Source organism: Hungatella sp. SB206, from assembly GCF_051132295.1.
Taxonomy (GTDB): Bacteria; Bacillota; Clostridia; order Lachnospirales; family Lachnospiraceae; genus Hungatella; species Hungatella effluvii.
The window spans coordinates 361,272-385,107 of sequence record NZ_CP096603.1; the positions used below are offsets into that span (position 1 = coordinate 361,272).

At 46.1% G+C, this 23,836-nt stretch carries 23 protein-coding genes; 20 read left to right on the top strand and 3 right to left on the bottom strand.

Annotated features, from left to right (window positions below; genetic code table 11):
* The first annotated feature begins 16 nt into the window (after positions 1 to 16).
* The 6 genes from M1L66_RS01695 to M1L66_RS01720 all read left to right on the top strand — a co-directional run bounded on the left by M1L66_RS01695 (position 17) and on the right by M1L66_RS01720 (position 10,912).
* The gene (locus M1L66_RS01695) at positions 17 to 6,715 is read left to right on the top strand and encodes an immunity protein Imm33 domain-containing protein (protein ID WP_118524672.1); all 6,699 of its coding nucleotides are present in this window, start codon (positions 17 to 19) and stop codon (positions 6,713 to 6,715) included.
* A 15-nt stretch (positions 6,716 to 6,730) separates the two neighbouring features.
* The gene (locus M1L66_RS01700; protein WP_117471898.1) at positions 6,731 to 7,594 is read left to right on the top strand and encodes a CbrC family protein; all 864 of its coding nucleotides are present in this window, start codon (positions 6,731 to 6,733) and stop codon (positions 7,592 to 7,594) included.
* Between the two features lie 28 nt (positions 7,595 to 7,622).
* Positions 7,623 to 7,901 carry an Imm32 family immunity protein gene (locus tag M1L66_RS01705; protein WP_117472068.1) on the top strand — a complete coding sequence of 93 codons (279 nt, stop codon included), beginning with the start codon at positions 7,623 to 7,625 and terminating at the stop codon, positions 7,899 to 7,901.
* Positions 7,898 to 9,058 (top strand): hypothetical protein, encoded by a 1,161-nt coding sequence (locus M1L66_RS01710; RefSeq protein WP_320967803.1) that lies wholly within the window; start codon positions 7,898 to 7,900, stop codon positions 9,056 to 9,058. Before M1L66_RS01705 ends, M1L66_RS01710 begins: the two co-directional genes overlap by 4 nt.
* Positions 9,059 to 9,241: 183 nt before the next feature.
* Positions 9,242 to 10,021 carry a hypothetical protein gene (locus M1L66_RS01715; RefSeq protein ID WP_117471896.1) on the top strand — a complete coding sequence of 260 codons (780 nt, stop codon included), beginning with the start codon at positions 9,242 to 9,244 and terminating at the stop codon, positions 10,019 to 10,021.
* A 12-nt stretch (positions 10,022 to 10,033) separates the two neighbouring features.
* Positions 10,034 to 10,912: a DUF4261 domain-containing protein gene (locus M1L66_RS01720; RefSeq protein ID WP_117471894.1), complete on the top strand. Its 879-nt coding sequence runs from the start codon at positions 10,034 to 10,036 to the stop codon at positions 10,910 to 10,912.
* 243 nt (positions 10,913 to 11,155) lie between these two features.
* Here the strand turns inward: M1L66_RS01720 and M1L66_RS01725 are convergent, their stop codons facing one another.
* The 3 genes from M1L66_RS01725 to M1L66_RS01735 are packed head-to-tail and all read right to left on the bottom strand — an operon-like array spanning position 11,156 to position 12,749.
* Entirely contained in the window at positions 11,156 to 11,740 is a 585-nt protein-coding gene (locus M1L66_RS01725) for a hypothetical protein (RefSeq protein ID WP_117471890.1), read from the bottom strand.
* Positions 11,741 to 11,751: 11 nt separating this feature from the next.
* Positions 11,752 to 12,273 carry an ImmA/IrrE family metallo-endopeptidase gene (locus M1L66_RS01730; protein WP_117471888.1) on the bottom strand — a complete coding sequence of 174 codons (522 nt, stop codon included), beginning with the start codon at positions 12,271 to 12,273 and terminating at the stop codon, positions 11,752 to 11,754.
* Between the two features lie 38 nt (positions 12,274 to 12,311).
* Positions 12,312 to 12,749 carry a helix-turn-helix domain-containing protein gene (locus M1L66_RS01735; protein ID WP_117471886.1) on the bottom strand — a complete coding sequence of 146 codons (438 nt, stop codon included), beginning with the start codon at positions 12,747 to 12,749 and terminating at the stop codon, positions 12,312 to 12,314.
* 198 nt (positions 12,750 to 12,947) lie between these two features.
* Between M1L66_RS01735 and dinB the strand changes: the two genes are divergently transcribed.
* The 14 genes from dinB (at position 12,948) to M1L66_RS01805 (ending at position 23,818) form a co-directional block, all read left to right on the top strand.
* Positions 12,948 to 14,186, top strand: a complete 1,239-nt coding sequence (gene dinB / locus M1L66_RS01740; protein ID WP_117471884.1) for a DNA polymerase IV — start codon at positions 12,948 to 12,950, stop codon at positions 14,184 to 14,186.
* Between the two features lie 14 nt (positions 14,187 to 14,200).
* Positions 14,201 to 14,743: a hypothetical protein gene (locus tag M1L66_RS01745; protein WP_002593748.1), complete on the top strand. Its 543-nt coding sequence runs from the start codon at positions 14,201 to 14,203 to the stop codon at positions 14,741 to 14,743.
* 15 nt (positions 14,744 to 14,758) lie between these two features.
* Positions 14,759 to 14,962 (top strand): hypothetical protein, encoded by a 204-nt coding sequence (locus M1L66_RS01750; RefSeq protein ID WP_002593747.1) that lies wholly within the window; start codon positions 14,759 to 14,761, stop codon positions 14,960 to 14,962.
* Positions 14,963 to 15,280: 318 nt separating this feature from the next.
* Positions 15,281 to 15,724: an RNA polymerase sigma factor gene (locus M1L66_RS01755; protein WP_002593746.1), complete on the top strand. Its 444-nt coding sequence runs from the start codon at positions 15,281 to 15,283 to the stop codon at positions 15,722 to 15,724.
* A gap of 635 nt (positions 15,725 to 16,359) precedes the next feature.
* A complete protein-coding gene (locus M1L66_RS01760; protein ID WP_242990537.1) occupies positions 16,360 to 16,614 on the top strand; it encodes a hypothetical protein in 255 nt (84 codons plus the stop codon).
* Positions 16,615 to 16,699: 85 nt separating this feature from the next.
* On the top strand, positions 16,700 to 17,020 hold the full coding sequence (locus tag M1L66_RS01765; RefSeq protein WP_008400338.1) for a type II toxin-antitoxin system PemK/MazF family toxin: 321 nt from the start codon (positions 16,700 to 16,702) through the stop codon (positions 17,018 to 17,020).
* 31 nt (positions 17,021 to 17,051) lie between these two features.
* Complete coding sequence (locus M1L66_RS01770) at positions 17,052 to 17,399, top strand: recombinase family protein (RefSeq protein ID WP_117471880.1); 348 nt, start codon at positions 17,052 to 17,054, stop codon at positions 17,397 to 17,399.
* A gap of 20 nt (positions 17,400 to 17,419) precedes the next feature.
* Complete coding sequence (locus M1L66_RS01775; RefSeq protein WP_117471878.1) at positions 17,420 to 17,815, top strand: hypothetical protein; 396 nt, start codon at positions 17,420 to 17,422, stop codon at positions 17,813 to 17,815.
* 240 nt (positions 17,816 to 18,055) lie between these two features.
* A complete protein-coding gene (locus M1L66_RS01780) occupies positions 18,056 to 19,174 on the top strand; it encodes a tyrosine-type recombinase/integrase (RefSeq protein WP_117471876.1) in 1,119 nt (372 codons plus the stop codon).
* A 17-nt stretch (positions 19,175 to 19,191) separates the two neighbouring features.
* A complete protein-coding gene (locus M1L66_RS01785; protein ID WP_117566496.1) occupies positions 19,192 to 21,168 on the top strand; it encodes a tyrosine-type recombinase/integrase in 1,977 nt (658 codons plus the stop codon).
* Positions 21,149 to 22,651, top strand: a complete 1,503-nt coding sequence (locus M1L66_RS01790) for a site-specific integrase (protein ID WP_117472695.1) — start codon at positions 21,149 to 21,151, stop codon at positions 22,649 to 22,651. Before M1L66_RS01785 ends, M1L66_RS01790 begins: the two co-directional genes overlap by 20 nt.
* Entirely contained in the window at positions 22,641 to 23,063 is a 423-nt protein-coding gene (locus tag M1L66_RS01795) for a DUF6262 family protein (protein ID WP_242990749.1), read from the top strand. Before M1L66_RS01790 ends, M1L66_RS01795 begins: the two co-directional genes overlap by 11 nt.
* Positions 23,064 to 23,078: 15 nt before the next feature.
* Positions 23,079 to 23,453 (top strand): DUF6262 family protein, encoded by a 375-nt coding sequence (locus tag M1L66_RS01800; protein ID WP_117472700.1) that lies wholly within the window; start codon positions 23,079 to 23,081, stop codon positions 23,451 to 23,453.
* The gene (locus tag M1L66_RS01805) at positions 23,450 to 23,818 is read left to right on the top strand and encodes a DUF6262 family protein (protein ID WP_117472702.1); all 369 of its coding nucleotides are present in this window, start codon (positions 23,450 to 23,452) and stop codon (positions 23,816 to 23,818) included. Before M1L66_RS01800 ends, M1L66_RS01805 begins: the two co-directional genes overlap by 4 nt.
* Positions 23,819 to 23,836: the final 18 nt, after the last annotated feature.

Consider the following 23,836-nt stretch of genomic DNA (forward strand, 5'->3'; position numbering starts at 1 on the left):
AAAGAGAGGTGCCGACATGGGAGCATGGGGCATAAAAGCATTAGAGCGTGACGAAGGGCTGGATGTACTGGACATCCTTAAAAATGAATATGTACCGGAGCATCCGGTAATGGATCTGGGCGAGATGATCGAACTGATGAAAGAGGAGGTCATGCTGGGATCTGACTTCTCACAAATCGACTTCCTCTTTGACAATACTGCGATGGCTCTGGCGGAGCTGTATTTCCAATGGAAGGATAACGGCAAGCTGGACTACGATCATGAAGAAGCTATATGGGATAAAGTTACCGGTTTCACAGCATCCAAAGAAGCCCTTGCCTTCCTGCTGTGTCAGCTCACCGACATCAAAAACGAAGTGCCGGACGAGGACGGCATCCGTGAGATTGTGGATCTTTGGAAGAACGAGGACAGCGGTGAGATCGCTCCTGCATGGTTGGAACACTTGAATCAGCTCATTGAGCGACTGGCTTCAGAACAGGAGGCACGACAAATGTATATCAAAAAATACTGGGGCAACTTTATTGGCGGTTCCGATGACAGTCTGAACCTTGTGGCATTTTTAGAGGATCAGAAAAAGGAGGAGATCCCCCTCAGCGAGATTTTCGCCAAGATCGGTCTGGACAAGCAGAACTGGGACTTCCGCCAGACTGTGGAGTATCTGGAGTTCACCCACTCCAATGGCGTGGAGATGGACTTCCACTTCGCCATTGATGTGGTCACCGACCTGGCCGCCATCCTGCTGGAGTGCAGCGTCAGCGGCAGTGTGAACCTCCACGATCTGGACGAGTGCAACACCCCCGCCCGCCGTATCCGCATCACCGCCACGTTGGAGGAACACGAGGCCATGGACAAGGTCCTGGCGGACTTTGTCCAAGATCCTCTGTCCTATGACATCAGTGAGATGATGGGCGAGGATGAGATCACGGATATGGCTTATCAGGTGGAGATGCTGCGGAAAGAGCTGTACGAAGTCTCCGGCCGTAACCGGAACTACCATGTAAAGGCGGAAGATGTGAAACGTCTGCTTCCCGACTGGGAAGGTGCCGATGGCTGCATCGCCACCAACCGCATCACGGTGGAGGGCTGCAAGGTTGGCTACTGCTACCGGGAGGAGCCGGACGGCGGCTGGGACAGCGGCTGGCGCTTCACCGCTGGTGACGAGAGCGAGGCGTACATGGACGACCCCAACAACGCAGGGATCTACAAGCTGAATACGATCTGCAACGACGATTCCGACATCATTCCGCTGCTGCATATGCCCGCTCCCTGCGCCTTTGAGCGGGATGAGAATGGCGTGTTCCAGCAGATCAAAGACTGGAAACCGGATGAGGACGAGGAGGAGCCTGATATGGATATTTTGAAGCAGTGCCAGAAGTGGCATGAGGAGAGCAAACACCAGAAGATCATTGACGCGCTGGAGGCCATCCCCGCCGAGGAGCGTACCCCGGAAATCGATATGGAGCTGGCGCGAGCCTACAACAACCTGGCGGACCCCAGCGAGCCGGAGGGAAGAAAGCTGCTTCACAGGGCACTGGAATTGATGAAGTCCCACGAGGAGGAACTGGGAGACACTAATTCCTGGAATTTCCGCATGGGGTATGCCTATTATTATCTGGATCAGGAGGGCCGCGCTCTGCGGTATTTTGAAAAAGCTCTGGAACTGCATCCCGGTGATGATCCTAAGCTCAACACCAGACAGGACATTGAGGAACTGATCGACTGGTGCGGGAAGGGCATTTCCCTGCCGCAGTTCTCGGAGTGCTTCCGAGAGCGGACAGAGAACTGGTGGGAAACCTTTGCCGAAATGGAAGCAGAATTGCGCCAGATGATGGACGAGGACAAGGATCACACCCGTGGTGCGGAGATCGTGGCCCAAATGCAGGAAACCCTGAATCTGGTTTTTGATGAAATTTCCTTCGAAATGGGCTTCAATGGCGAAAAGCATGAGCTGATTCTCACCCCGGAGGGGGACAAGGTCAAGCTGTTTGAGCTGGTCTACTTCCAGAAGCACGCCCCCAAAGAGGTGCTGGAGCACTGGAACATCCTGGTGGGCCGCCAGCCCATCCGAAACATCGGCCTGCGTACCGAGGATGGCTGGGACATCTCCGGGGAGGATGTGCAGATCTGGCTGGAGGAGCAGGGTGAAAACAGCTTCGCCATCTCCGCCTACTGCGAAAAGCTGCTGCCCATGCTCCGGGAGGAGGAAGGCCGGGCCTGGTGGATGCTCACCACCCTCACCGATCAGGTGCTGGGCGAGATCCCACACATGAGATACATAGACAACTTTGATGTGTTGGTGGAACCCAAGGCGGAGCCGTCCATTCTTATGTCCCAGCTTCCCGACGCTCTGAAGGAGCGGGGGCTGGAACTCTCCACCGATCCGGAAGCCTATCTGGAGAGCTACCTTGGCTACAAAATGGAACCCAACCAGGACCCGGACGCCGACTGGCGGCTGGATGTGATGGCCGGTTCCACCAACTGTGTGCCACTCATCAACGGCTATCTGAATGTCGACAATGACTTCATGGACGATCTCCACGCCGATGGCGCGGTGGCGGGCTTCTTCTGCTATCCCTTGGATACCCTGCGGGAGGAGGAAGGCAGTCAGAAGATCTTCGACTTCCGGGACAAGCTGGAGGAATTGTTCACCACCGGTGACGGACCGGAGGTTCTCACCCTTACCGGTGGGGCCACCGGCCTCTACTGCGGCTATGTGGACTTCATCGCCTGGGACATCCGAGAGGCACTGAACATGGCGAAAGAGTTCTTTGAAGGCACGGACATCCCATGGGCCATCTTCCACACCTTCCGCCGTGAAGCAGGTTCTGTGCCCCTAAAGCAACAAGATGATGGGCCAGAAACTGAGAATCAGGATGACGAGTTGGACGAGACGCTGACGGGCATGGACTATATTCCTTATACCCAACAAAACGCCGAAGCATTCTTCGCTCAGTTGGAGCAGTGGAACGATGAGGACGAGTACACCCGCTGTATTCAGGCATTGAATGCCATCCCGGAGGACTGGCGGAACTACCGCACCGCCTACGCCCTGGCGCGGGCACTGGAGAACTACGCCATCATCGGGAACCATGACGAGGGTACTTTGAAATCCAAGGGAGACAAAGCCCTCCTGAGGGCCATTGAGGTGCTGGAGTCTGTCCGGGAGGAAGGCCAGGACAAGTCAGAGTGGAATATGCGGATGGCCTACGGCTATCAGTATCTCTATGGGCAGGAGGAAAAGGCCATTCCCTACGCCCAGCGGTGGGCAGAGCTGGACCCGGAGGACGCAGATGCCCCGGCGGTGATTCAGGAGTGTAAGGAGGAGATCCGGAAACGCCAGCGCAGCCGGAACAAGAAGGCCAAATTCGTGCCCGGTGATACCCCCTTTGAGGATTTCGACCTCACCAACTTCTGGGATGATAATTGGTATGCACTGAAAGAATATATCAGTGAGCCGCCTTCCGATGAGCTGATCGCCAGTGTGGAGGAGGAGCTGGGCTACAAGCTGCCCGCCGCCTACATCTGGCTGATGAAGCAACACAACGGCGGCATTCCGGTGAATACCTGCTATCCCTGCGATGAGCCTACCTGTTGGGCAGAAGACCATGTGGCCATCACCGGCATTTTCGGCATCGGACGGGAAAAAAGCTACTCCCTCTGCGGGGAATTGGGCAGCCAGTTTATGATCGATGAGTGGGAGTATCCTGCCATCGGAGTGGCCATCTGCGACTGTCCCAGCGCCGGACACGATATGATCTTCCTGGACTACCGGGCTTGCGGCCCCCAGGGAGAGCCTGCGGTAGTCCATGTGGATCAGGAAAACGACTACAAGATTACCCATCTGGCAGACAGCTTTGAGGAATTTATCCGCGGACTGGAGCATGAATCCCTATATGATCTGGATGAAGATGTAGAGGATCTTAACGAAGATGATGACGCTGACGAGGAGGAAACTGACTGTAAAGGCTCCTTTGCCGGGTCTGTGCTCCTCTCCAAAGCAGAGTGGGACAAGGAGCAGTTGATCCGGGATCTGCGGGAAGAATGGGGCATCGTAGATGAGGAGCCGGATGATGGCGACGAAGATGATGAGAACAGTGATGACGCTGTGGTAATGCGGATCGGCAACATGATGCTGATTGCGACACTCTTCCACGGCCATATCCCCGACAATGAAGCGGAAATTAACGCTGAAAACAACTATATGTGGCCAGAAGCTATAGAAGCGGCCAAAGCGCACAAGGCCCATATCATGGTGGCTGTGTTGGGCGAGGAGGAAAAACTGCTGGAACGGGGTAAGCTGTTCACCAAGGCGCTGGCAGTGTGCTGCAAGCAGAAATACGCCACCGGCATATATACCAGCGGTGTGGTATTTGAGCCTCGTTTCTATGAGGGCCTTGCCGATATGATGAAAGAGGACGAACTACCCATCTTCAACTGGGTCTGGTTTGGCCTGTACCGGAGAGAGGGTGGCTTGAACGGCTACACCTACGGCATGGATGTGTTTGGCAAGGAAGAGATGGAGGTGCTAAACACCGACGCCGAGCCGGAGGAACTGCGGGACTTTTTGGCAAGCCTTGCCTCCTATGTGTTGGCGTGTGATGTGACGCTACAAGACGGCGAGACTATCGGTTTTTCTGCGGACGATAAGCACACCATCACCCGCAGCCCCGGTGTCTCTCTGCCAGAGGAACAGATGACCCTGAAGATTGGTTACGAGCCTATAAAGGGAGATCCGGAGGATGACAGCTGCGACCACTCAGACAATGATGACACGCAGGATGAGGAAGAATTCAGTAATCCCGAAGTCTACACTGAGGAGGAGATGGAGGCCGTCGAGGGGCACATCCAGCAGTATTTCGGTGAGATCGAGAATGTGTTCCACGAGCTGGTTTCTCCCGACATCCATGTGGACATCTGCATGGTGCCGCCCACTGAGGAGCGGGACTATTACACCCTGGTCACCATGGGTATGGGCGCTCACCGGATGAATGTGCCGGAGAAGCTGGCGGAATACAAGCTGGAGCGGGCGGAGTTGGCTATCGCCCTGCCTGCGGACTGGAAGCTGGATCAGGAGTCCATGAAAGACGAAAAGTGGTACTGGCCCATCCGCCTGCTGAAAGTGCTGGCTCGCCTGCCCATTGCCAGTGATACCTGGCTGGGCTTCGGCCATACCATGGACAATGAGGATGACTTTGCAAAAGATACAAAGCTGTGCGCCGCCATTCTGACCGGTCCCCAGGACACTGAAGATGGCAGCGAGGTCTGCATCCTGCCGAGCGGCGAGGAGGTCAACTTCTATCAGGTGCTTCCCCTCTACCGGGATGAATTGGAATATAAGATGGCCCATGACGCGGATGCCTTGCTGGACAAAATGGACGGCATCAGCTTTATGGTGGAGCCGGATCGCCAGGATGCCATCACCAGAGGCACCCTTTCTAACGATGATTTTGACGGCGAGATGGACGATGCCTCCTATCACCTTGAGAGCATTGAGGAGAAGGAACTGCCTATTGCCCCCATCAATGCCTACAACCACATGGCCATCTACTTGCGCTGGTGCATGGAGCACGACCTGATGGGCGAGGACTTCCTTAAAGAATACAGCGAAGTGGCCAAACAGGTCAAAGCCGACCCTGTCAGCGTGGATCTGCGGGAGTTTATCCGGGATGAGCTGGACGGCTGTCTGTTCTCTGTGCTATTCAATCAGCAAGGCCGTGCCTTTGCAGGCTACTACTACGGAGAGGGCGACAGTCCCTACTATCCTGCCGATGTTGACGACAACGCCCTCCGCTTCTTCGGCCCAGAGCGGTATCACTCCGATGAGTTCCAAGATGAAGCCTACCTGTTCATCTCCTTTGACGAGGACTACTATGAGGCTATGGCTCAAGTGATTGAGGAACGCTTCGCCAACTGGCAGGGACAGGACTTCGACGAGGATACGCTGGAGCCTTCCGAGGTGGCTCAGGCCATCATGGAGTATCTGGACTGCGAGTGTACCTATTTCCCATCCATGGCAGATGATGACCCCATCATGTCGGCATACAGCTACGCCCAGCGGCTGGGGGTACGGGAGGGCTTTGTTCCCGTGCTTATCCAGGCGGATGATGAAACGCTGTTGGAATGCCTGGTAATGAACGCCGACCCGGAGCATGATGCGGACTGCTATGAATTTGACCTCAAAACCGTGGAGGAGTACCGGAAGAAGATACTGACTGCCCCTGTAAAAGACGGCAAGGCGGTTCTGGAGGAATTGACCGGCCAGCGCAAGGAAGAAGCCGAGGATGACGATATGGACTGGGATGAGGAAGTCCTGGGCGAGATGGAGGGCGGAGAACCCAACGACCGCTTCGCAAACTATTGGAACGATGATACCGGAATGACATATCCGCTCATTCTGGCTAAAATTCCGGTAAAGAACCCCTGGGAGATATTCGCCTATCTGCCCTTTGGAAATTGGAATGAGTGTCCCGACACACCGGACCTGATGGCAGTGGCAAAATACTGGTTCGAGCAGCATGGTGCCATCCCTGCCGCCATGAGCCACGATGAATTGGAGTTTGAACTTTCAACTCCGATCTCCAAGGAAAGAGCTATGGAGGTGGCTGTGGAGCAATATGGCTTCTGCCCAGATCTGGATCAGAATGAGGATGGAAGCATTGGCTCCTTGGCAGATGTCTTGTGGCAATCCACCGTCTGGTATTTCTGGTGGGATTGATGGGAGGTTGTGACCATGAACGAATACCTAAAGCAATATATTGAACTACAAAAGCAGTTTCGGGAGACAGAAGGAAATCCAGACAGTGTCCGCGCTCTCTATACTTTTAAGGAGGAACTGGAGCAGAGTGAGGAGCAGCAGGCCAAGGAAGTGCTGGTGGATGTGTATGACCTCCTGGACTTTAAGAAGGACGCCTACGAACTGCTCTGCCAAATTGGAAATCGTTCCGACAAGAAGACCCTCAAGCGGCTGGGAGTCTTGAAGGACTATGCGGAAAACTGGGGCAATCATTACGCCATCCCCAAGCCCAAAACACCAGAGGAAAAGCAGAACGAGAAGGAGCGGCAGACCCGGCTGGGCCTACCCACCTTCCGGTATCATCCGAATCCGTTGGCAACCGGCGCTTTTGAGGAATCCGCAGACGGCGTTGTCTGTGACTGCTGCGGCAAGATGACCCATATTTTCTATACAAATCCGTTCTTTTCTGTGGAGGATATTGCATATCTGTGCCCAGAGTGCATCGCCAACGGCGAAGCGGCCCGGAAATATGATGGTAGTTTTCAAGATGATTTCTCTCTGGATGATGGTGTAGACGATCCGGAGAAGCTGGACGAGCTGATCCACCGCACTCCCGGCTATTCCGGCTGGCAGCAGGAATACTGGCGCGCTCACTGCGGCGACTATTGTGCCTTTTTGGGCTATGTGGGTGCCAGAGAACTGCGGGCGCTGGGCGTGCTGGAGGAGGTGCTGGACGACCCCATGTGGGACGATGAGCAGAAAGAAATGATTCGGGAATCCGTCAATGGCGGGCATCTGCAATGCTATCTGTTCCAGTGCCTCCACTGTGGAAAGCACCTGCTTTGGATGGATTTTGATTGAGGAGTTTTCAAAAGGTGGGATACAAGTGATGAACCCCAAAACACTGACCATTCAATTCAATGATGAACAACTGCCCATCCTTCCAGTGGAGCCGGAAGCCCACCTCTCCTTTGCCACTCATGCCGATGGAAATGAATTGGAATTAACGGGAAACCGGGCTGGGCTGCTCCTATTGGCGAAAGCCGCTCTGGGTATGGCAGAAACCATTCGTGAGGATGGATTTCACATCCATCTGGATGACCTGTATGGCATCAACGCCGAGGGAAAAAGCATCCTGATCCGAAAGGAGGAACAATCAAAACCATGATTGAAAAAACATTCCTCAACCCCGCCACAAATAAGCAGTGGCGGATTGAAATTGACGGACATACCATCCGAACCTGCTTGAATAGCGGGAAGGTCAAGGAGATTCTGTGCGACTCCGCCTTCCAGGTCAAGAGCAAGGCGGCCAGCGCCATGATGGGCCAGATGCGGAAAGGATTTGTCTATCAGAATCCGGACGCCGCCGTTGAAGAAGCGCGATGCCATCGGTTTGTCGGAAAGGATAGCAACGGTTTTATGCCCTTAGCTACCGCTCTCACACGGGATGACTTCTTCCTGACGAGGATGGCCGGAGATTTTGAGGACGAGATCCTTTATCACTTCGATGGCAACGGGGAGATTCTTGAAACGGTCTCTTTGGGTGCCAAGCGGATGACCTATGAGCAGGTTCTCTGCCCCAATGATACCCTGCTGCTGAACAACAGCTATCTTCTCCAGCAGTTCTCACTCCGCACCCATGAGGTCACGCCTTTTGCCAACAAGAAAAACAGCATGAAGACCATGCTGGATGCCAGCGGCGACCTGGCCCTGTGGTACACGGGCGAGGAGATCATCGTCTTTGACTTTGGCAGCAACACAGAGGTGTGGCGGGAAACGGTAAAATGCAAGAAGTCTAAGAATCCGAATTTTGCCTATTACTGCTTTGGGATGCTCTCTCCCCGGCAAAGCAAAGCGGCCTACCGTGTCACCGAGGGTGAGTATGTGCTGGTCGATCTGAAATCTGCCCAAAAAGTAGTGATTCCCAATGAGGGCTGGCATCCCTTCTTCTCCCCGGATGACCAGTGTTTCTCGGTGGGCGGTAAGTTCTATCTGACCCAGACCGGAGAGGAGATAGACAATCCTTTCCCGTTTTCTGTCCGGCAGGGGCTGAGTTTTTCAGACACCTGTATGGTGCGGACAAGGGGCAGCCTGATGGCTGTTCAGCAGGATCGTGGCAGTTCCCCCATAGAGCTGTGGGATATCGGCAGCGGCCAGCTGCTGGCCACTATTGATGACCCCTTTGTGGTGCGGCAGGTGAATTTTGCCTTTACTGGGAGCGGACTTGTTCTGCACACCGATTACGGGGCCATGAGCATCTATTCCTGCTCCCCAGACGGAGGATACCCCGGATTGCGCTCTGCTGGCGGGAGAGCTGGCGTCTAAACTGCTGGCAGCTCAGCGGGAGCAGAATCTCCAGGAACTGGCCGCCGAAATTGCCCCAGACTGGAACCTCCCCACCGAGGCGGTACAAAGCGGACTGGAAACGCTGCGTTCCCATCTGGAGCTGGTGCAGGGCGACGCTGCCCTGCTGTATGAAATGATATAGACAAAAAAGGAGAAAAACTTATGGGACTTGACATCTACGCCGGAACACTGACACGGTACTATTCTCACAACTGGAAAACCATCGTCCAACAGTGGGCGGAGGAAAACGGATATACTTTCAACCGCATCACCCCGGATGGAGAACCTGCTGACAACGAGGAGGAGCTGTCCCCGGCTGAGGTTCAGGAAACGGTGGAGAACTGGCGGGATCAGATTCTGGCAGCTATTTCCCAGCCGGACCAACCGCCCTACACCCCCTGGCCGGAGGACAATGAGAAGCCATATTACACCGACAAGCCGGATTGGGATGCGTTCGGCGCCATGCTGCTGGTGGCTGCCTGCCATACATATGAGGAACCGGTGCCACCTACTGTGGAGAAAGACTGGGACTTCGGGGAGCATCCCCTGATTGCCCGCCTTGCATCGGACGAGGAGCGGGTGTGGTCCCTGTTCAGTGGGGCTACCTGGTGGCTGCCTCTGGCGGATTCCTTCTTATTTCAGGCGCTTCTGCTCACCGATGATCAGGCGGTGATCGCCACTCTGGGCGGACTGCGGAAGGAACTGGAGAAGCTGAACCAGCTGGCGTGGCAGGCCGATGAGGATACCATCCTTGGCTGGGCCGACACTGAGGGATACCCGGTAGATGGAACCATAGACGCAGATGGACGGTACAGCAAGGCGGACATCCCGGAACACACCCCGTATGACACCCAATCCCTTGCCAAGTTTGCCTTCTCCATGTTCTGGCGAGCCATGCGGTTTGCCGAGGAACAGCAGGTGCCCATCCTGCTGGATTATTAAGGAGGAAACCAAATGAGCAATAAAGTTTTCCAGCAAAACCTGGACGACAAAAAAGGTCCCCAGCCCGGAGGCCCCTATCTCATTCAGATGCTGTTCAAAGAGCCGGTAGAAATGCCGGATAAAGAAAAAATGACTGCCGTAATGGAGAAGCACATCGGATCAACCGAGTGTTTCTGTTATGATAAGAAAATGGCCGGCTTTGCCGCACAGGAGCATATTGCAGAGTTCAAGGACGGAAAATGCCCGGTGCAGCTGATGGTGATGAAATGCGACAAGTTCAAGGGCAAAGGCTTTGATGCCTTCCTGATGAGCCAGATGTGGGATTGCCAGGAGGACCGGGAGCGGATCTTCCGGGAGTGCAAATATCAGGTGGTAGCCACCGATATGCTGGCTGCGGCGCTTCCGGCGCTGGAGCGTGCCAATCTGGATGCCGACTTTTTGGAGGCTCTGGCGGAGCTATACCCCACCTGTGAGGCATTCTATTTCCAGAACTGCGGCAAACTGTTTCTGGCGGAGGATGTGCGTTCTCACCAGATTGAAGGCTCGGATCGGTTCATCCGCTTTGGCGTCAATGTCCGCTTCTTTAACATTGAGGGCACCGAAGATATGCTCATCGACACGGTGGGCATGAGCACCCTGTTCCTGCCCGACCTCCAGTACCACTTCCACGACATGGACCCCAACTGGGTGGTAAACCACGCCTACAATGTGGCATCGTACATATTGGAGCATGATAACCCCATTCAGGATGGGGAAACCATAGACGGCGTGGCGAATGGCCAGATGTGCCGGGAGATTCAGTGGAAGTGCCAGTATGAGGACGCCCTGATCCAGCCGCCCAGAGGGGTGCTGGACATTAATATGGGAGAGTGTGCGTCTGGAATGCGTTAATATAAAATGATGCCATATAAAAAAGATAGTTGACATTATATCGTAAAATGACAGCTATCTTTTTTATATAAGGGTTTTGGTTAAGATTTTCGTTCTACAAACCACCGGCCTATATAAGCTCCCGTTAAATTTGTACTGCGTTCAAAAAAGAGATGGCTTTGCTTTCCGTTTACCAAAATTGTATAACAGTCGCCCTGACCTCCAGCTTTCCTTGCGACAGAGGGTTTCACATTCAAAATGCGGTCAATTGTATAAGGTGTTCCGTCTTCCCAGGTAAGTTCTTCTGGAAGCATCTTTCCGTCTGGAAGGAAGGCTGCTCTTACGTTTACATAAACTTTGCAGTCTGTCTGAACACCGATCATATAGTTCTACCTCCTTAAAAAGTTTTTTAACTTCTTCCAGTTCTTCCTCAAGTGTAGATGCATCGGAATGGAAAATGAGATGCGCTTCATCCTTTGTCCATCCGCATAGCAGATAATCACCGGTATGTGCTAGCTCAGAGGTATAGTAAAAATATTGCTGCTTATCTAATTGACAGCAGAAATAGACACACCGGGTAAGAGGGGAGAGGACAGGAGATGGAGTAATAAGCTGATAGATGATAGTTGTCCCATTGTTGCAAAGTTCTTTTCTAAGGGAAAAATCGTTTTCCGTATATGGACAAATATAATCAGACTCTTCCTGATACATGGCATGGAACAAGTCAAGGTATAGATCGGGGCCATTTTTTTCAAGATCCTGGCAAAATGATTTTGGGGAGAGATAGAAAAAATGGGGGTTCCATTTATGTTCTACATAGTATATATCGCGGATAGTATCTTCGTTCATCAGTAGTCCTCCTATTCAATTGTTTTCAGAAAATTCCCATGTGATACGATGGGAGACTCCAGTTTATAACCTTTACGTTTCATGACACGAAATTTAAAGTCCAGTAATTCTGCTGGTACATAAAGAGCTTTGGCTGCCTGAAAGAAAAACTGGTCTTCGTTTAATGCATTTAATACGCAGTCATCAGATAACAGCAGTTCGGCAGCAAAGAGATTTGCTTCATATTCCTGCCGATCTGTATCGTCAAATAGTGTAAATTCATGAAATGCAGCTGTTATGTTTGCATGAAGCACGGAATGAGCAATTTCATGAGCCAGTATGACCCGTTGAATCACTTCCGGCAAATCGCTGTTGATTGTGATATGTTTGATTCTGCGGTGCTGAACATAAAATCCTTTGCAGCACCCCTTATATCTTCCCATCGGTTTTAATACCACGATAATTTTCATTGCCTGTGCCAGACGGAATGGATCCGATTCACCATATTTTTTCTGGATCCGTCTGACTTCTTCAGATATGGATTGAATAGTCAAAACAGCTCCCTCCTTTCGGACTATATTACGGGAGAAGATTATTGTGGATTTTTCTTTTTGCCAAAGGTTTTTCTGGCTGCTTTTTTACAGTCATAGTATGCTTCGGCAACTGCCTGAAAATAAGCATCTTTTGCTTCTTCGCTTAGAGTGCCTCCTGCAAAAAGAGCTGTGTTCTCAGCCAGCATTTTTTGTAGATCCAATGCCTCTCTGGTTCCGCTTTTTTTTCTCATATCTTCTACATATTCCATGCGGTCTAAACCATAAGATGGATCCTCTATGTTATCGTTTTGCAGATACTCGGTTGATACCTCCAGTGCCTTTGCCAGCTTATAAAGCTGTGCCTGGTATGGTTTTCTTTCTCCTAATTCATAAGAAGTAATTGTTCGGATACCCATTCCGGCTTTTTCTGCTAATTGTTTCTGACTTAATCCAAGATTTCCACGTTGTTCTTTAACTTTAGCACCAAAAGATTTCATGTCAGACCTCCATTCGTTTTAGTGTGCGTAAACTTGCTAACTGTGCTATTGACAAGTGTGCATGTAGTTGCTAATATTTGAATTAGCAAGGATTAGCAAGTATCAGTGACTATATGCACATTATAATAGTGAGTGTGCAAGCTGTCAAGAATAAGTGTGCTAATAATTGCTAGAAAAAATTGGAAGAGGGTACAGAATATGAATCGGACAATCCTTCATAGTGATATGAACTGTTTTTATGCTTCTGTAGAAATGATGCTGAACCCAGAGCTACAGGGAAAAGCAGTAGCAGTGTGCGGGTCCACAGAAAACCGTCATGGAATTGTTCTTGCAAAATCAGAGAAAGCGAAACAAGCAGGAATAAAAACAGGGATGGTTAACTGGGAGGCAAAACGACTTTGTCCGGATTTGATTTTGGTTCCACCCCAGTATGAACAGTATTTAAAATATTCCAACATGGCAAGAGAGATTTATCAGGAATATACAGACCTGGTAGAGCCTTACGGAATGGACGAGTGCTTTTTGGATGTGACAGCAAGTCAGGTTCTTTATGGTTCTGGAAAAGAAATTGCAGACCAGATTCGCTGCAGGATGAAGAATGAACTGGGATTGACTGTTAGTATAGGAATTTCATTCAATAAAATATTTGCAAAACTGGGAAGTGATATGAAGAAGCCGGATGCCATAACTAGCATTGAAGAATCAGAATGGAAACAAAAGGTTTGGCCGCTTCGGGTATCGGAATTATTATTCTGTGGCCGCTCAACTACAAAGAAGCTGGAGCAAGTTGGAATTTATACGATAGGAGATCTGGCAGAAATGGATCATGATTATGTGAACCAGCTTCTTGGTAAAAATGGGCTGATGCTGTGGTCATATGCAAATGGTCTGGATGATAGTCCGGTAATGGAGAAGGACTTTGTGTCTCCGATGAAAAGTGTGGGGCATGGAATTACTTGTACAGCAGATCTTAAAACAGAAGAGGAGGTCTGGAAGGTTATTCTGGAATTATGCCAGGACATAGGACATCGATTAAGGATTCATGGATTGAAAGCACAGGGGGTTCAGATAGCGATTCGCAATCAGGAATTATTTACAAGGCAGTATCAAGGTCAACTTTCCCTTCCGACGATAGTGCCTTTGGAAATTGCAAAACTGGCGAGGGAACTATTTCAGAGAAATTATGATTGGAAGGAACCTGTGCGTTCGGTAACTGTTCGTGCAATCAACTTGGTATCAGCAAAAGAACCGGAGCAAATCTGTTTGTTTTCGGATCCAATCCGGCTTGAGAAAGAAGAAAAATTATTTCTGGCGATTGAGGAAACTCGGCGGCGATTTGGAAAAAGGGCTATCTATCCAGCGGCCTTGATGAAGGATCTGAAGATGCCGGAATATCGAGATCATGGTTTGATTATGCCGGGAGTTATGAACCGGTAAGATAGGAGGGGCTTATGGGACGGAAAAACTCATTGGCAAAAAACAGTATTCAGATGCTGTGTGTGATGCAGCATCTGGATGAACAAAATTTATATGAAAGGTCAAAATTGTTATTATCTATTTATCGAAATGTATGCTGGACGGCCTGTGACCGTGCTGCAATGCTTCGTGAAGAAGCAGAATATTGTTATGGTAGAGAACTGGAGGAGGGGCTTCTATATCTGAATGATTTTGCTCCTACTGTAGAGAGGGAAAAGTTTGAAGAAACAGTAAAAAGCCTGTTCCAGACCAAGTGGCTTGTGGAACTGGTAGACTCGGCCATGGTTAAAATGCGTGATTTTCCATATTCACCACAGCTTTATTTTGACATTGTGTTTAAGTGTTATTTAAGCCGGTTCCGATATACAGAGCCTGAATTACTGGAAACGCTTCGGATGGAAAGAAGCACATATTATGATAGAAAAAAGGAAGCAATTAAAATATTCGGTCTATCTCTTTGGGGGAGTGCTCTTCCTCAAATCAAACAGGCTTTGGAAGAACCGTTACTTTATGAATAGAGGAGAGGTGGTTTTATGAGCAACAAAAAGAAAATGGAAGTTTTGTATTTTGTTGAGCAATACATAAAAAGGTATGGATATCCGCCTACTGTACGGGATATCGGAAAAGGTTTAGGGTATCGTTCCCCATCAACTGTGCATGGTTATCTTCGGCAATTGAAGGAAGAACATCTGATTGAAAGTGACGGAAGCAAACCGAGAACGCTTCATATCAATTAAATAGTCCGACTAAAGTCCGACAAGAGTCCTACTGAAAGTCCGACTTCTCTCATGTTATAGTCAGTACACTGGATGGTCAGTGTGCTGAGCGAGAAGATCTCATACAGAAATGTATGGGGTCTTTTTTATAGTGTTTTGTGCGCTGCATCCAATTTCTAATTTGTTAAAAGCCAGCGGGATCCTCCCGTTGGCTTCTTTTTTTCTAAGGAGCAGCGTATGGAGAAAAGCTCTTGCTTGAGGATTGCCAGAAACCTATGTCGTAGTCCGCCACTTGTCCTTCGTTTTCACCACCCAACGAAAACTAAGGAGGACAGGAACATGGCAAAACCGTATAAGATACCGGATTTTAGAAAAATGTATCCGGAAGCCAGCGAGGAAGTAATCGCTGTATTGAGAACAAGTGAAAGAAAAATGCAGTATCAGGAATATGACTTAAAAAGAGCAAGAAATATCGTAGATCCTAAAACAGGAGAGAAAATGACCATTCCTAGCAGAGAGGATTCCTATGAACGCCTGCAGGAAATGGCTGTGCAATTTCCAGAAGAAAACAGAAGTGTGGAGGATCAGATTCTGAAAAAAATAGAGTGTGAACAGTTACATAAATTCCTTTTAGAACTCTCGAAAGAAGAACAGTGGTTGATTCAGGAACTCTATTTTGAGGAACGGACGGAACGGGAGGTAGCTTCGGTACTTGGATTGTCACAGAAGGCGATAAACAAACGGAGACAGAAGATTTTAGAGAAACTGAGAAAATTATTTTAATTATTTTTCTGTTTTTGGTTCTCAAACTTCTCTGCCAGCGTGGAAGGAAGTGAAGGGGACTGATTTCTCTTTCTGTTCTTTGGCAAAAACTGTGTGAAACAGTCATATCCGGCAATACAGATACCTTAGTTGTTCAGCCCAAAAGGAAAAGCACAAAGGAAAATCCGCCACGACCACCTGCAGATAGTCAGAGTGTCTGTCAATAAGATGACATCAAAGGTGCAGAGCGAAAAAAATTTGTCCTTAAAGCAGTTTTGGCAGACTGCCTGCAATGACCTGAACAGCCTATAATGATACTTCCGTCCAGTCACAGCCCCGCAAAACGGGAACACGCAATGAGGGCGGCTCGGAGAGACCCTCGGAGGGGAACAATCCCATGACAGCCTTAAGCCATGGCTGGTCAGTGTTGCCGCCCAAAGATATCGGTTGTAACAGGAATATCAGTATTTCCGATATCTGGTTCCGGGAAGTTGTGTCGAATAGGAACTTTTGAAAATGAAGAACAAGTGATTTTTAACAGAAACTATGGCGGCAGCTTTATATTTATCCAGCGGAAAAGGAAAGATAGATCAACTGGATAAGGCTGCCGCTATCCTTGTGTTCTAAATCACAAAATGATAAGGAGGAAGATGTATATGCGTGTCAAAGAATTTATGGAATTATATCCTGACAGCAATTTTCATTTTATGACATCGAAAGGATATTTATTTCTGAATTCTGACCAGGTAAAATCCATACTTTTGCAAGGGCAGAAAGAAGCAGCCAAGAAGGAGCTGGGAAAGGGAATCCGAGCGGATGAACTTTTGGCAGGCGAGGTCATCAGCGTAAGATGGAAAAAAGGCATTTGCCATATGATGGCAGAATTACATAGAGATAGAGACTTTTCATAAAGAGTAGGAACATTCGTAGTCCAGAGTAGATGGAAGGAGGGGAAGTGTTACGATAAAAAAAGGAGATATATATTATGCAGACCTGATGCCGGTAATAGGCTCTGAACAGGGGGGAATCCGGCCGGTTTTGATTATTCAGAATGATGTTGGTAATTGTTACAGTCCAACCGTCATTGTGGCAGCAATTACAAGTCGGCCTAATAAGCACTGGATACCTACACATATCGAATTGGGAAATCATGTAAGAGGACTCCATAATGATTCTGTTATTTTATTGGAGCAGGTAAGGACGATTGACCGGATAAGATTAAGAGGGTATGTAGGAAGTCTGAGTGGAGCCATGATGCGTAAAGTAGATGAGGCAATTCTCGTGAGTTTTGGTGTAACAGTACAGAGAAGAACATAAAGGGTGTTTGGAAAAGGAGCAGGAGGCAGGAATGGGTCAGGGAAAACGTGCGTGGATCTATTGTGCGATTGATGCACCGGAAGATAGAAATGGTGCATTAAAAAGTCAGTTTAAACAGCTGATTGATTATGGAGAGCAGATGGGATTTGAACTGGTTGGAAGTTCCAGTGATGTGGGGACAACTCCGCTTTGGAATCGAAATGGATTTCGTCATTTTATAGAAGCGGTCCAGAAAGAACAGGTAGATGTTCTTTTGATTGTAAACCGGGGCAGGCTGTCCAGATCATCCATGCAGCTCGCAAGATTTCAGATCCTTCAGGAAAGCTATGGTGTCGATGCATATTCGCCATTGGAAGGGAAAATTGAGTTTGGCAGTTAAAAAATAGGAGAGAAGATTTTATGAGAGCAGAAGAAAAGAATATGGTAGAACGGATCATGAACACAGAAACGATGGGATATGCCTATGAGTATCCATATGGTGGGGGAGCCAGAAAAGAATATATGTTGGCACTGACCCCGGAGAACTTGGCAAATTTTATCGGTGCGAGAGGATATGATGCTAAAAAAATAGTGATTACCGATGTGTTGGATCGCCTTATTGTGAATACCTGTATGGGGATGCTGGATATTTGTCCGGACCAGAAATTATGTGGGAGAATTATTAAGTATTTGGCGCCGATCCAGCTGGGAGAGAAGGAGGCTGGAGAGATTTTGGCGGTGGAACGCAATGTGGCAGATGAATATTTTGCTATGGAAGATGAAGCGGTTACGATGGCAGAATGCCAGATGTTATAGAGATTGTTGAGGAGGTAGAACGATCATGATTGGGATATTGATTGTTGCGGCAGTTGGAATTATTGGATTTTTGTTAACTGCAGGTATTGCATTTGGAATAGCAGGGAGTTATCAAATCGATTGACGTTGTTTATTGATAATGCTTCGTTTGAAAAGGAAAGATTGTTACATTGTGTGATAGCTATGAGAAGAGTAACACGGTATACTGTGTATAGCGTTAGAGGAAAGGAGTAAAGTAATATGGCAAGGTATATTGTGGATTCCCAGATAGATAATCACGAAAAATATTATTTCATTCGTGAGCAGGAGAGCCAGGATATAGTGTTACTGCCCTCCAAGTATCTAATGCATAAAAAAAGATCAAAATTGTCACCTAATACTATCAGAAGAAGTGCAGGAGCCATTTCATACTATCTGAATTATATAGATGAGACTGGCATCCAGTTAGATGATGTATGGGAGATGCCATATGATAAGCAGCAGGAACACTTTACAGACTATTTGATATGGTTACAGGCAGGATTGCATAGTGGAGATAGTTACAAAAAGAAACCATATAATGAGACCTGTAATGCGTATTTAAAAGAGGTGTTCCGATTTTATAGATTTTCTGGACAGCAGGATGAATCTATAAAGCAATTAAAAGTCCTCTCTGATATGAGAATTATTGTACATAATTCAGTGGGAGTAAAAAGGACATTATACCGGAATACATTTCATGGATATCTACAGGAAAAAGGACATATAGGGAAGACCATAGAGCAGGATAAGATCGTGATTTTATTAAAGGCATGTGCCAATTGTCGCGATCAAATCCTGCTTTTATTATTAGCAGAAACGGGATTTCGCATCGGGGAGCTTTTGGGAGTCCGGTATGCGACAGATATTGATTATGAGAGACACTTACTGTATGTCAATTTTAGAGAAGATAATGAAAATGGAGCCAGGGCTAAGAATGCAGAATACCGGAAGGCAAAAATCAGCGATGCCACCTTTGAAATTCTGCAGTTTTATATAGAGGAATATAAAGACCTTATTTTCCAGCAGGAGTACTTGATTATTAACATTTCGGGAGATTATGCTGGAAAACCGATGCAGGACTCAGGCGTCTATGCATTGATGGAACGGCTGCAGAAGAAGACTGGGATTAAAGTAACACCACATATGCTGCGGCATTATTTTGCAAATGCTCGCCGGAAGGCTGGATGGAAGTTGGAACTTATTAGTCAGGCACTTGGGCATCGAAATATAGAAACAACGATGAGATATTTAAATATATCGGATCAGGAGTTGATTGATGTCAGCGATGAATTTTATAGAAAACATCAGTCCATTTATGAAATCGACAAATTACTTTAGGGAAGGAGGAGAAGCATGTGCCTGCATTAAGATTATTGAATACGGAATCACAGGATAAAGCGGATTATCTTCATAACCAGTTGACAACGGATATAAATGTACCGAGTACATACTGGGAGTGTGCAGAGTCTTATCTAAAAGGTGTAGGAATATATGATGTTTTTCTTATAGAAGAACAGGATTTCCGTAATTATAAAATCTTTTTGCATGAAACGGGGAGCTTTACAAAGAAACAGGTGTTTGAGCGAACTGGATTCTTGAGAAATTTGCAGAAGGCACTTATCCGGAATGAGTATAAAGAATTGCTGGATGAAATTGAGCGGTGCAATACAGTGCAAGAACGCTTGAAAGGAAATGTTAGGAATTTTTTGATACGGCAGGGAATTCATCATGTAAGGGAAATTGATTATAGAACCAGAGAACTGTATGAAAGTGAGTTACGTAGGACAAAAACTTTCTCTAAAAGCCTTGAATATTTGAAGACATTGGATCGGATCAAACAGTTTGACATCCGAAAAGAAATGGAAACACTTTCTGGAAGAAACAAAGAACAGCTCAAGTATGAAGGGCAAGTGATTTTTCTTCCCTACATACCAGATCAGGACATAGGGTCAGATTTTGATTATATCCAGGATAAAAGCGAACTGGTATGGGATTTTAGCCAAAAGGCGTCAGAAAATTTAAAAAGGCAAATTTTTCAGATTTTATGCTATGCCTTGAGGAATATAAAAGACAGCAAGGATCGCAGAGTGCGTTATCTACTTCCTTTAAGGTGGATGTATGAGTTTTGCATAGAGGAAGGAATTGATGATATCGAGCGTCTTGAACTGGAGCAAATAAAGAAATTGGAAACAATTGTAGCCAGGAAAGTTGTAAATGTGAAGAACAGTATGCAGATTGTGGATAACAGTCGCAAAATACTATTTATGAGTGGAAAAGAAATTCACTGGTATGCAAATGTCTGGTATATGGAAAGGTTCAATTTTGCACCAGAGCGTGTAAACCCAAGTAATCCTGTTCAGCGACTCAGTTTTTACGAAGTGACGAATGAGAGAAACAGGGAATTGCTACAAGAGTATATGAAATATCAAGTAGGTATCAGTGATTTGGCACTAGGAAATATACGAAGTCAATTGTGTTACATTAAAAAATTTCTAGTTTACTTTAATACAATAGAATCCATATGTGAAATTACGGAAGAACAGATAGCAGAGTACTTCAAGCTCCTGCAGGAACAGGAAATTAAGGCAGAAACAGTAAACAGGCAGATATTTGATATTCACCGATTTTTTGCATACTTAAATGTTAAAGGACATATCAAGGGGCAAATTTTTGATCAAAACTATTACAGCCAGAAAGTCTACCCATATCACCATGATCGAAGTGTTCAAGAAGATGAGTATATGGAAATATTAAAAAAGCTAAAGTTTTTCCCAGAAGTACAAAGGCTTATTTTCCTAAATTTATGGGCAACAGGATTACGGATCAGTGAGGTATGTACATTAAAAGGAGACGCATATTATTGGGATGGAGAAGATGCATGGATTAAGGTTTATCAAATTAAAATGAAAGCGGAAAAAATGATACCAATTTCATTGGTGCTTTATCGAATTATGAAAATTTATATAAAAAAGCATCATATCAAATCCACTGATTTCCTTTTCAACTCAAAGGATGGTGGGGCATATAGGATTGGCACATTTGTTAAGGGATTCAAAGCAAGTTGTAAGAAGTATGGAATATATATTTCGGGCGAAACATTCAAAACGCATGATTACAGGCATACATTGGCAAGTAGTTTCTATGATGATGGAGTGTCCATTCAGACGATTCGGGATTACTTAGGGCATAACAATGAAAATATGACAAAGCAGTATATAGACTATATGCCTAAACGGATCGAACAGGCGAATATGGAATATTTCAATCAGACAGAAAATCTTCTTGCAACTGGGATTATTCCAAAGAAGCGGGGTGAAAAAACTGGAAAATAAGATACATATCTATGAATTAGACTGCTATAAGAATGCGACAGAAGAACAGAAAAAGAAAATGAGGGTCCGGAAAGAACGTTACTTCGACCTGGAAGGACTTCCATCAGAAGCAGTAAGAAAGCTCCTGGAAGATTTTGTATGGGAAAGGGGAAAGGAACTTGCTCCAAGTAGTTTGGCGTCCGAAATATTATATTTTAATAATATCCGGCATTTTCTTATAAAAAAGAATATTAAAACATTAAGATATGAGGATGAGAATAAGATTATTTTGCAGCTAAAGAGCTGGATGATGGAGCAGGGATATGCCCTTACAAGTAAGAAGTATCGAAGCGTTTATGAAATTGTAGCAACAGAAACACCTGGCATAGTAAAGCATATGAAGAAGATTCTGAGGTATTCTCAGAAGGATGAGGAGTACTTAGAACAGGATAGAGATGTGTGGGAATTGGATAAGTTTGAATTTCCTCTTCGCAGCAATCCGATAAAGAATGTAAAGACTATAAATTTTAAAGGAATCAGTCAAATAACAATCCGAAAAGAAGTTAAAACAGTAGTTTTTATGCATTTGAAATATATGGCAATAGGAAGTATTACGGCTGAAATGGTAGCGACTAAAAGGTTTTGCAGATATCTGGCATTAAGGTATCCCAAGATTAAATCATTACTAGATTTGACACGGGATATTATGGAAAACTATTTGACCTATCTTCAGACAGAGGCAAAAGAGAGGAAAAATTATCGCTCTGATTTATATGGCTTACGAAGAGTGATTGAAGATGTGGGAAATCATTATGATAGGCAAGATATCAAAAACCTATTTATAAGTACTGATTTTCCTAGCACACCAAGATATCTATTTAAGTTTTATTCGGATGAAACCGTAAAGAAGCTGAATGAAAACATTTTTCAGATGGATGAACAAATAGCGAGGGCATTAATCCTTCATCAGCTGCTGGGAACACGAATTTCGGATACGCTTACACTAAAAACGGACTGTTTGAGCATAAGAGAAAATCGATATTTTATACGAATCGAGCAGGTAAAATCAATCACATTTGAAAAAGCAATTAGTGATGAAATAGCACAGCTTATTATAAAGTCAATTGATTATACCGAGGAACATTATGGAAAGACAAAATATATTTTTGTAAAAAAAGAGGATCTATCGAGACCATTTCAGTATAGCATGCTTCAACATCGAGTCATGCAGATGATTAGGAAAAATGATATTCGGGATGAGAATGGAGAGCTGCTGAATTTTGGAACACATACATTCCGACATTGTTATGGGAAAAAGCTGACAGAGATGCATATCGACGACTGGATGATCGCAAGGCTTTTGGGGCATAAAACATTACAAAGTGTACATCATTACCGAAAGATTGGGAACAAGATAATGGCGGATGAAACGAGGGCAGTCAGAGAGAAAATCGATATGATTTTAATGGATGTGGTAAAGGAGTGGGATGGATATGAAATATGATAAGATGATAGCCGTTAATAAAGCTGAGAGTGAACAGAAAATAAAAAAGGCGATTCGGGCAATAGATGATATGGGTGCCAGAGGACTGCCGATTTCTGTAACAGAATTGGTTCGTTGGACAGGTTTATCAAGAGGATTTTTTTATAAGAATGAGCAAGTCCGTCAGAAACTGGAGGAAGCTATTAAACAGCCACGGCGGATAGATGTACAGCAGTCATCTGAAGAAAGAAATGTTGCAGGTCATAATTTTCAAGAATTGAAGAAAGATTTTAACAGCTGTCAGTCAGAGAATCAAAGGTTAAAGGTTGAAAATGAGCAGCTTCTTCAAAAGTGCAGTATACTTCAAAAAGAGGTGGACACGCTGAAGAAACGGTTGGATCGAAAGGAAATTGCATTGTTAAAAAAACTATAAAGGTTGTGATTAAGGATGAAAGCAAATAAAATCATCGAAATGAGCCAGGAAAAAAGCAGGCAAAAAGTAAAACTGGCAATGGATGAAATTCAAAGAATGCGTAATGAGGGCGAAAGGATTACAGTTTCCGGATTATGCAAAAGAACAGGCTTATCTAACTCGTTTTTTTACAGAAATCCAAAAATCAAAGAAGAAGTACATAAAGCTGTTGATATTCAAAATCAAAGCTATAAAATGAACATAGACGAAGTGGAACTCCTTGATGAGTATAAGGAAAAATTGTTAGCTATGAGAATCGAAATTATAAAGTTGAAAGCAGAAAATCAAAAGCTAAAATCAGAGTTAGATTTTTTGCGAATACAACAGGAAGGTGTGAGTGATGTTAAATGAAGTATGATAAAATCGTAGGGCTCAAGAAACAGCAAGAAAAAGAGAATTTAGAAATTATTCAGAGAGAGATTGATGCGATGCTTCGAAGAAAGGAGCGGATATCAATTACTGCATTGGCAAAATATGCAGGGGTGGATAGGAGCTATTTTTATAGAAATTTGCAGGCCAAACAAATGGTAGAAGAGGCACAATTGAAGCAGGGAGAATGTTATAATCCTAAAAAGGCAATTTTTGATAGAGCAACTGAGGAAGTTAATAAACAGCTGAAAAGACAAATGATTTTATACAAGAGACGAATTAAAGAGCTAGAGCTGCAGATAGAATTACTAGAAGAGGAAAATCAGAAGTTGAAAGAAAGCAAATAGGTAATTTTACATAAAGTA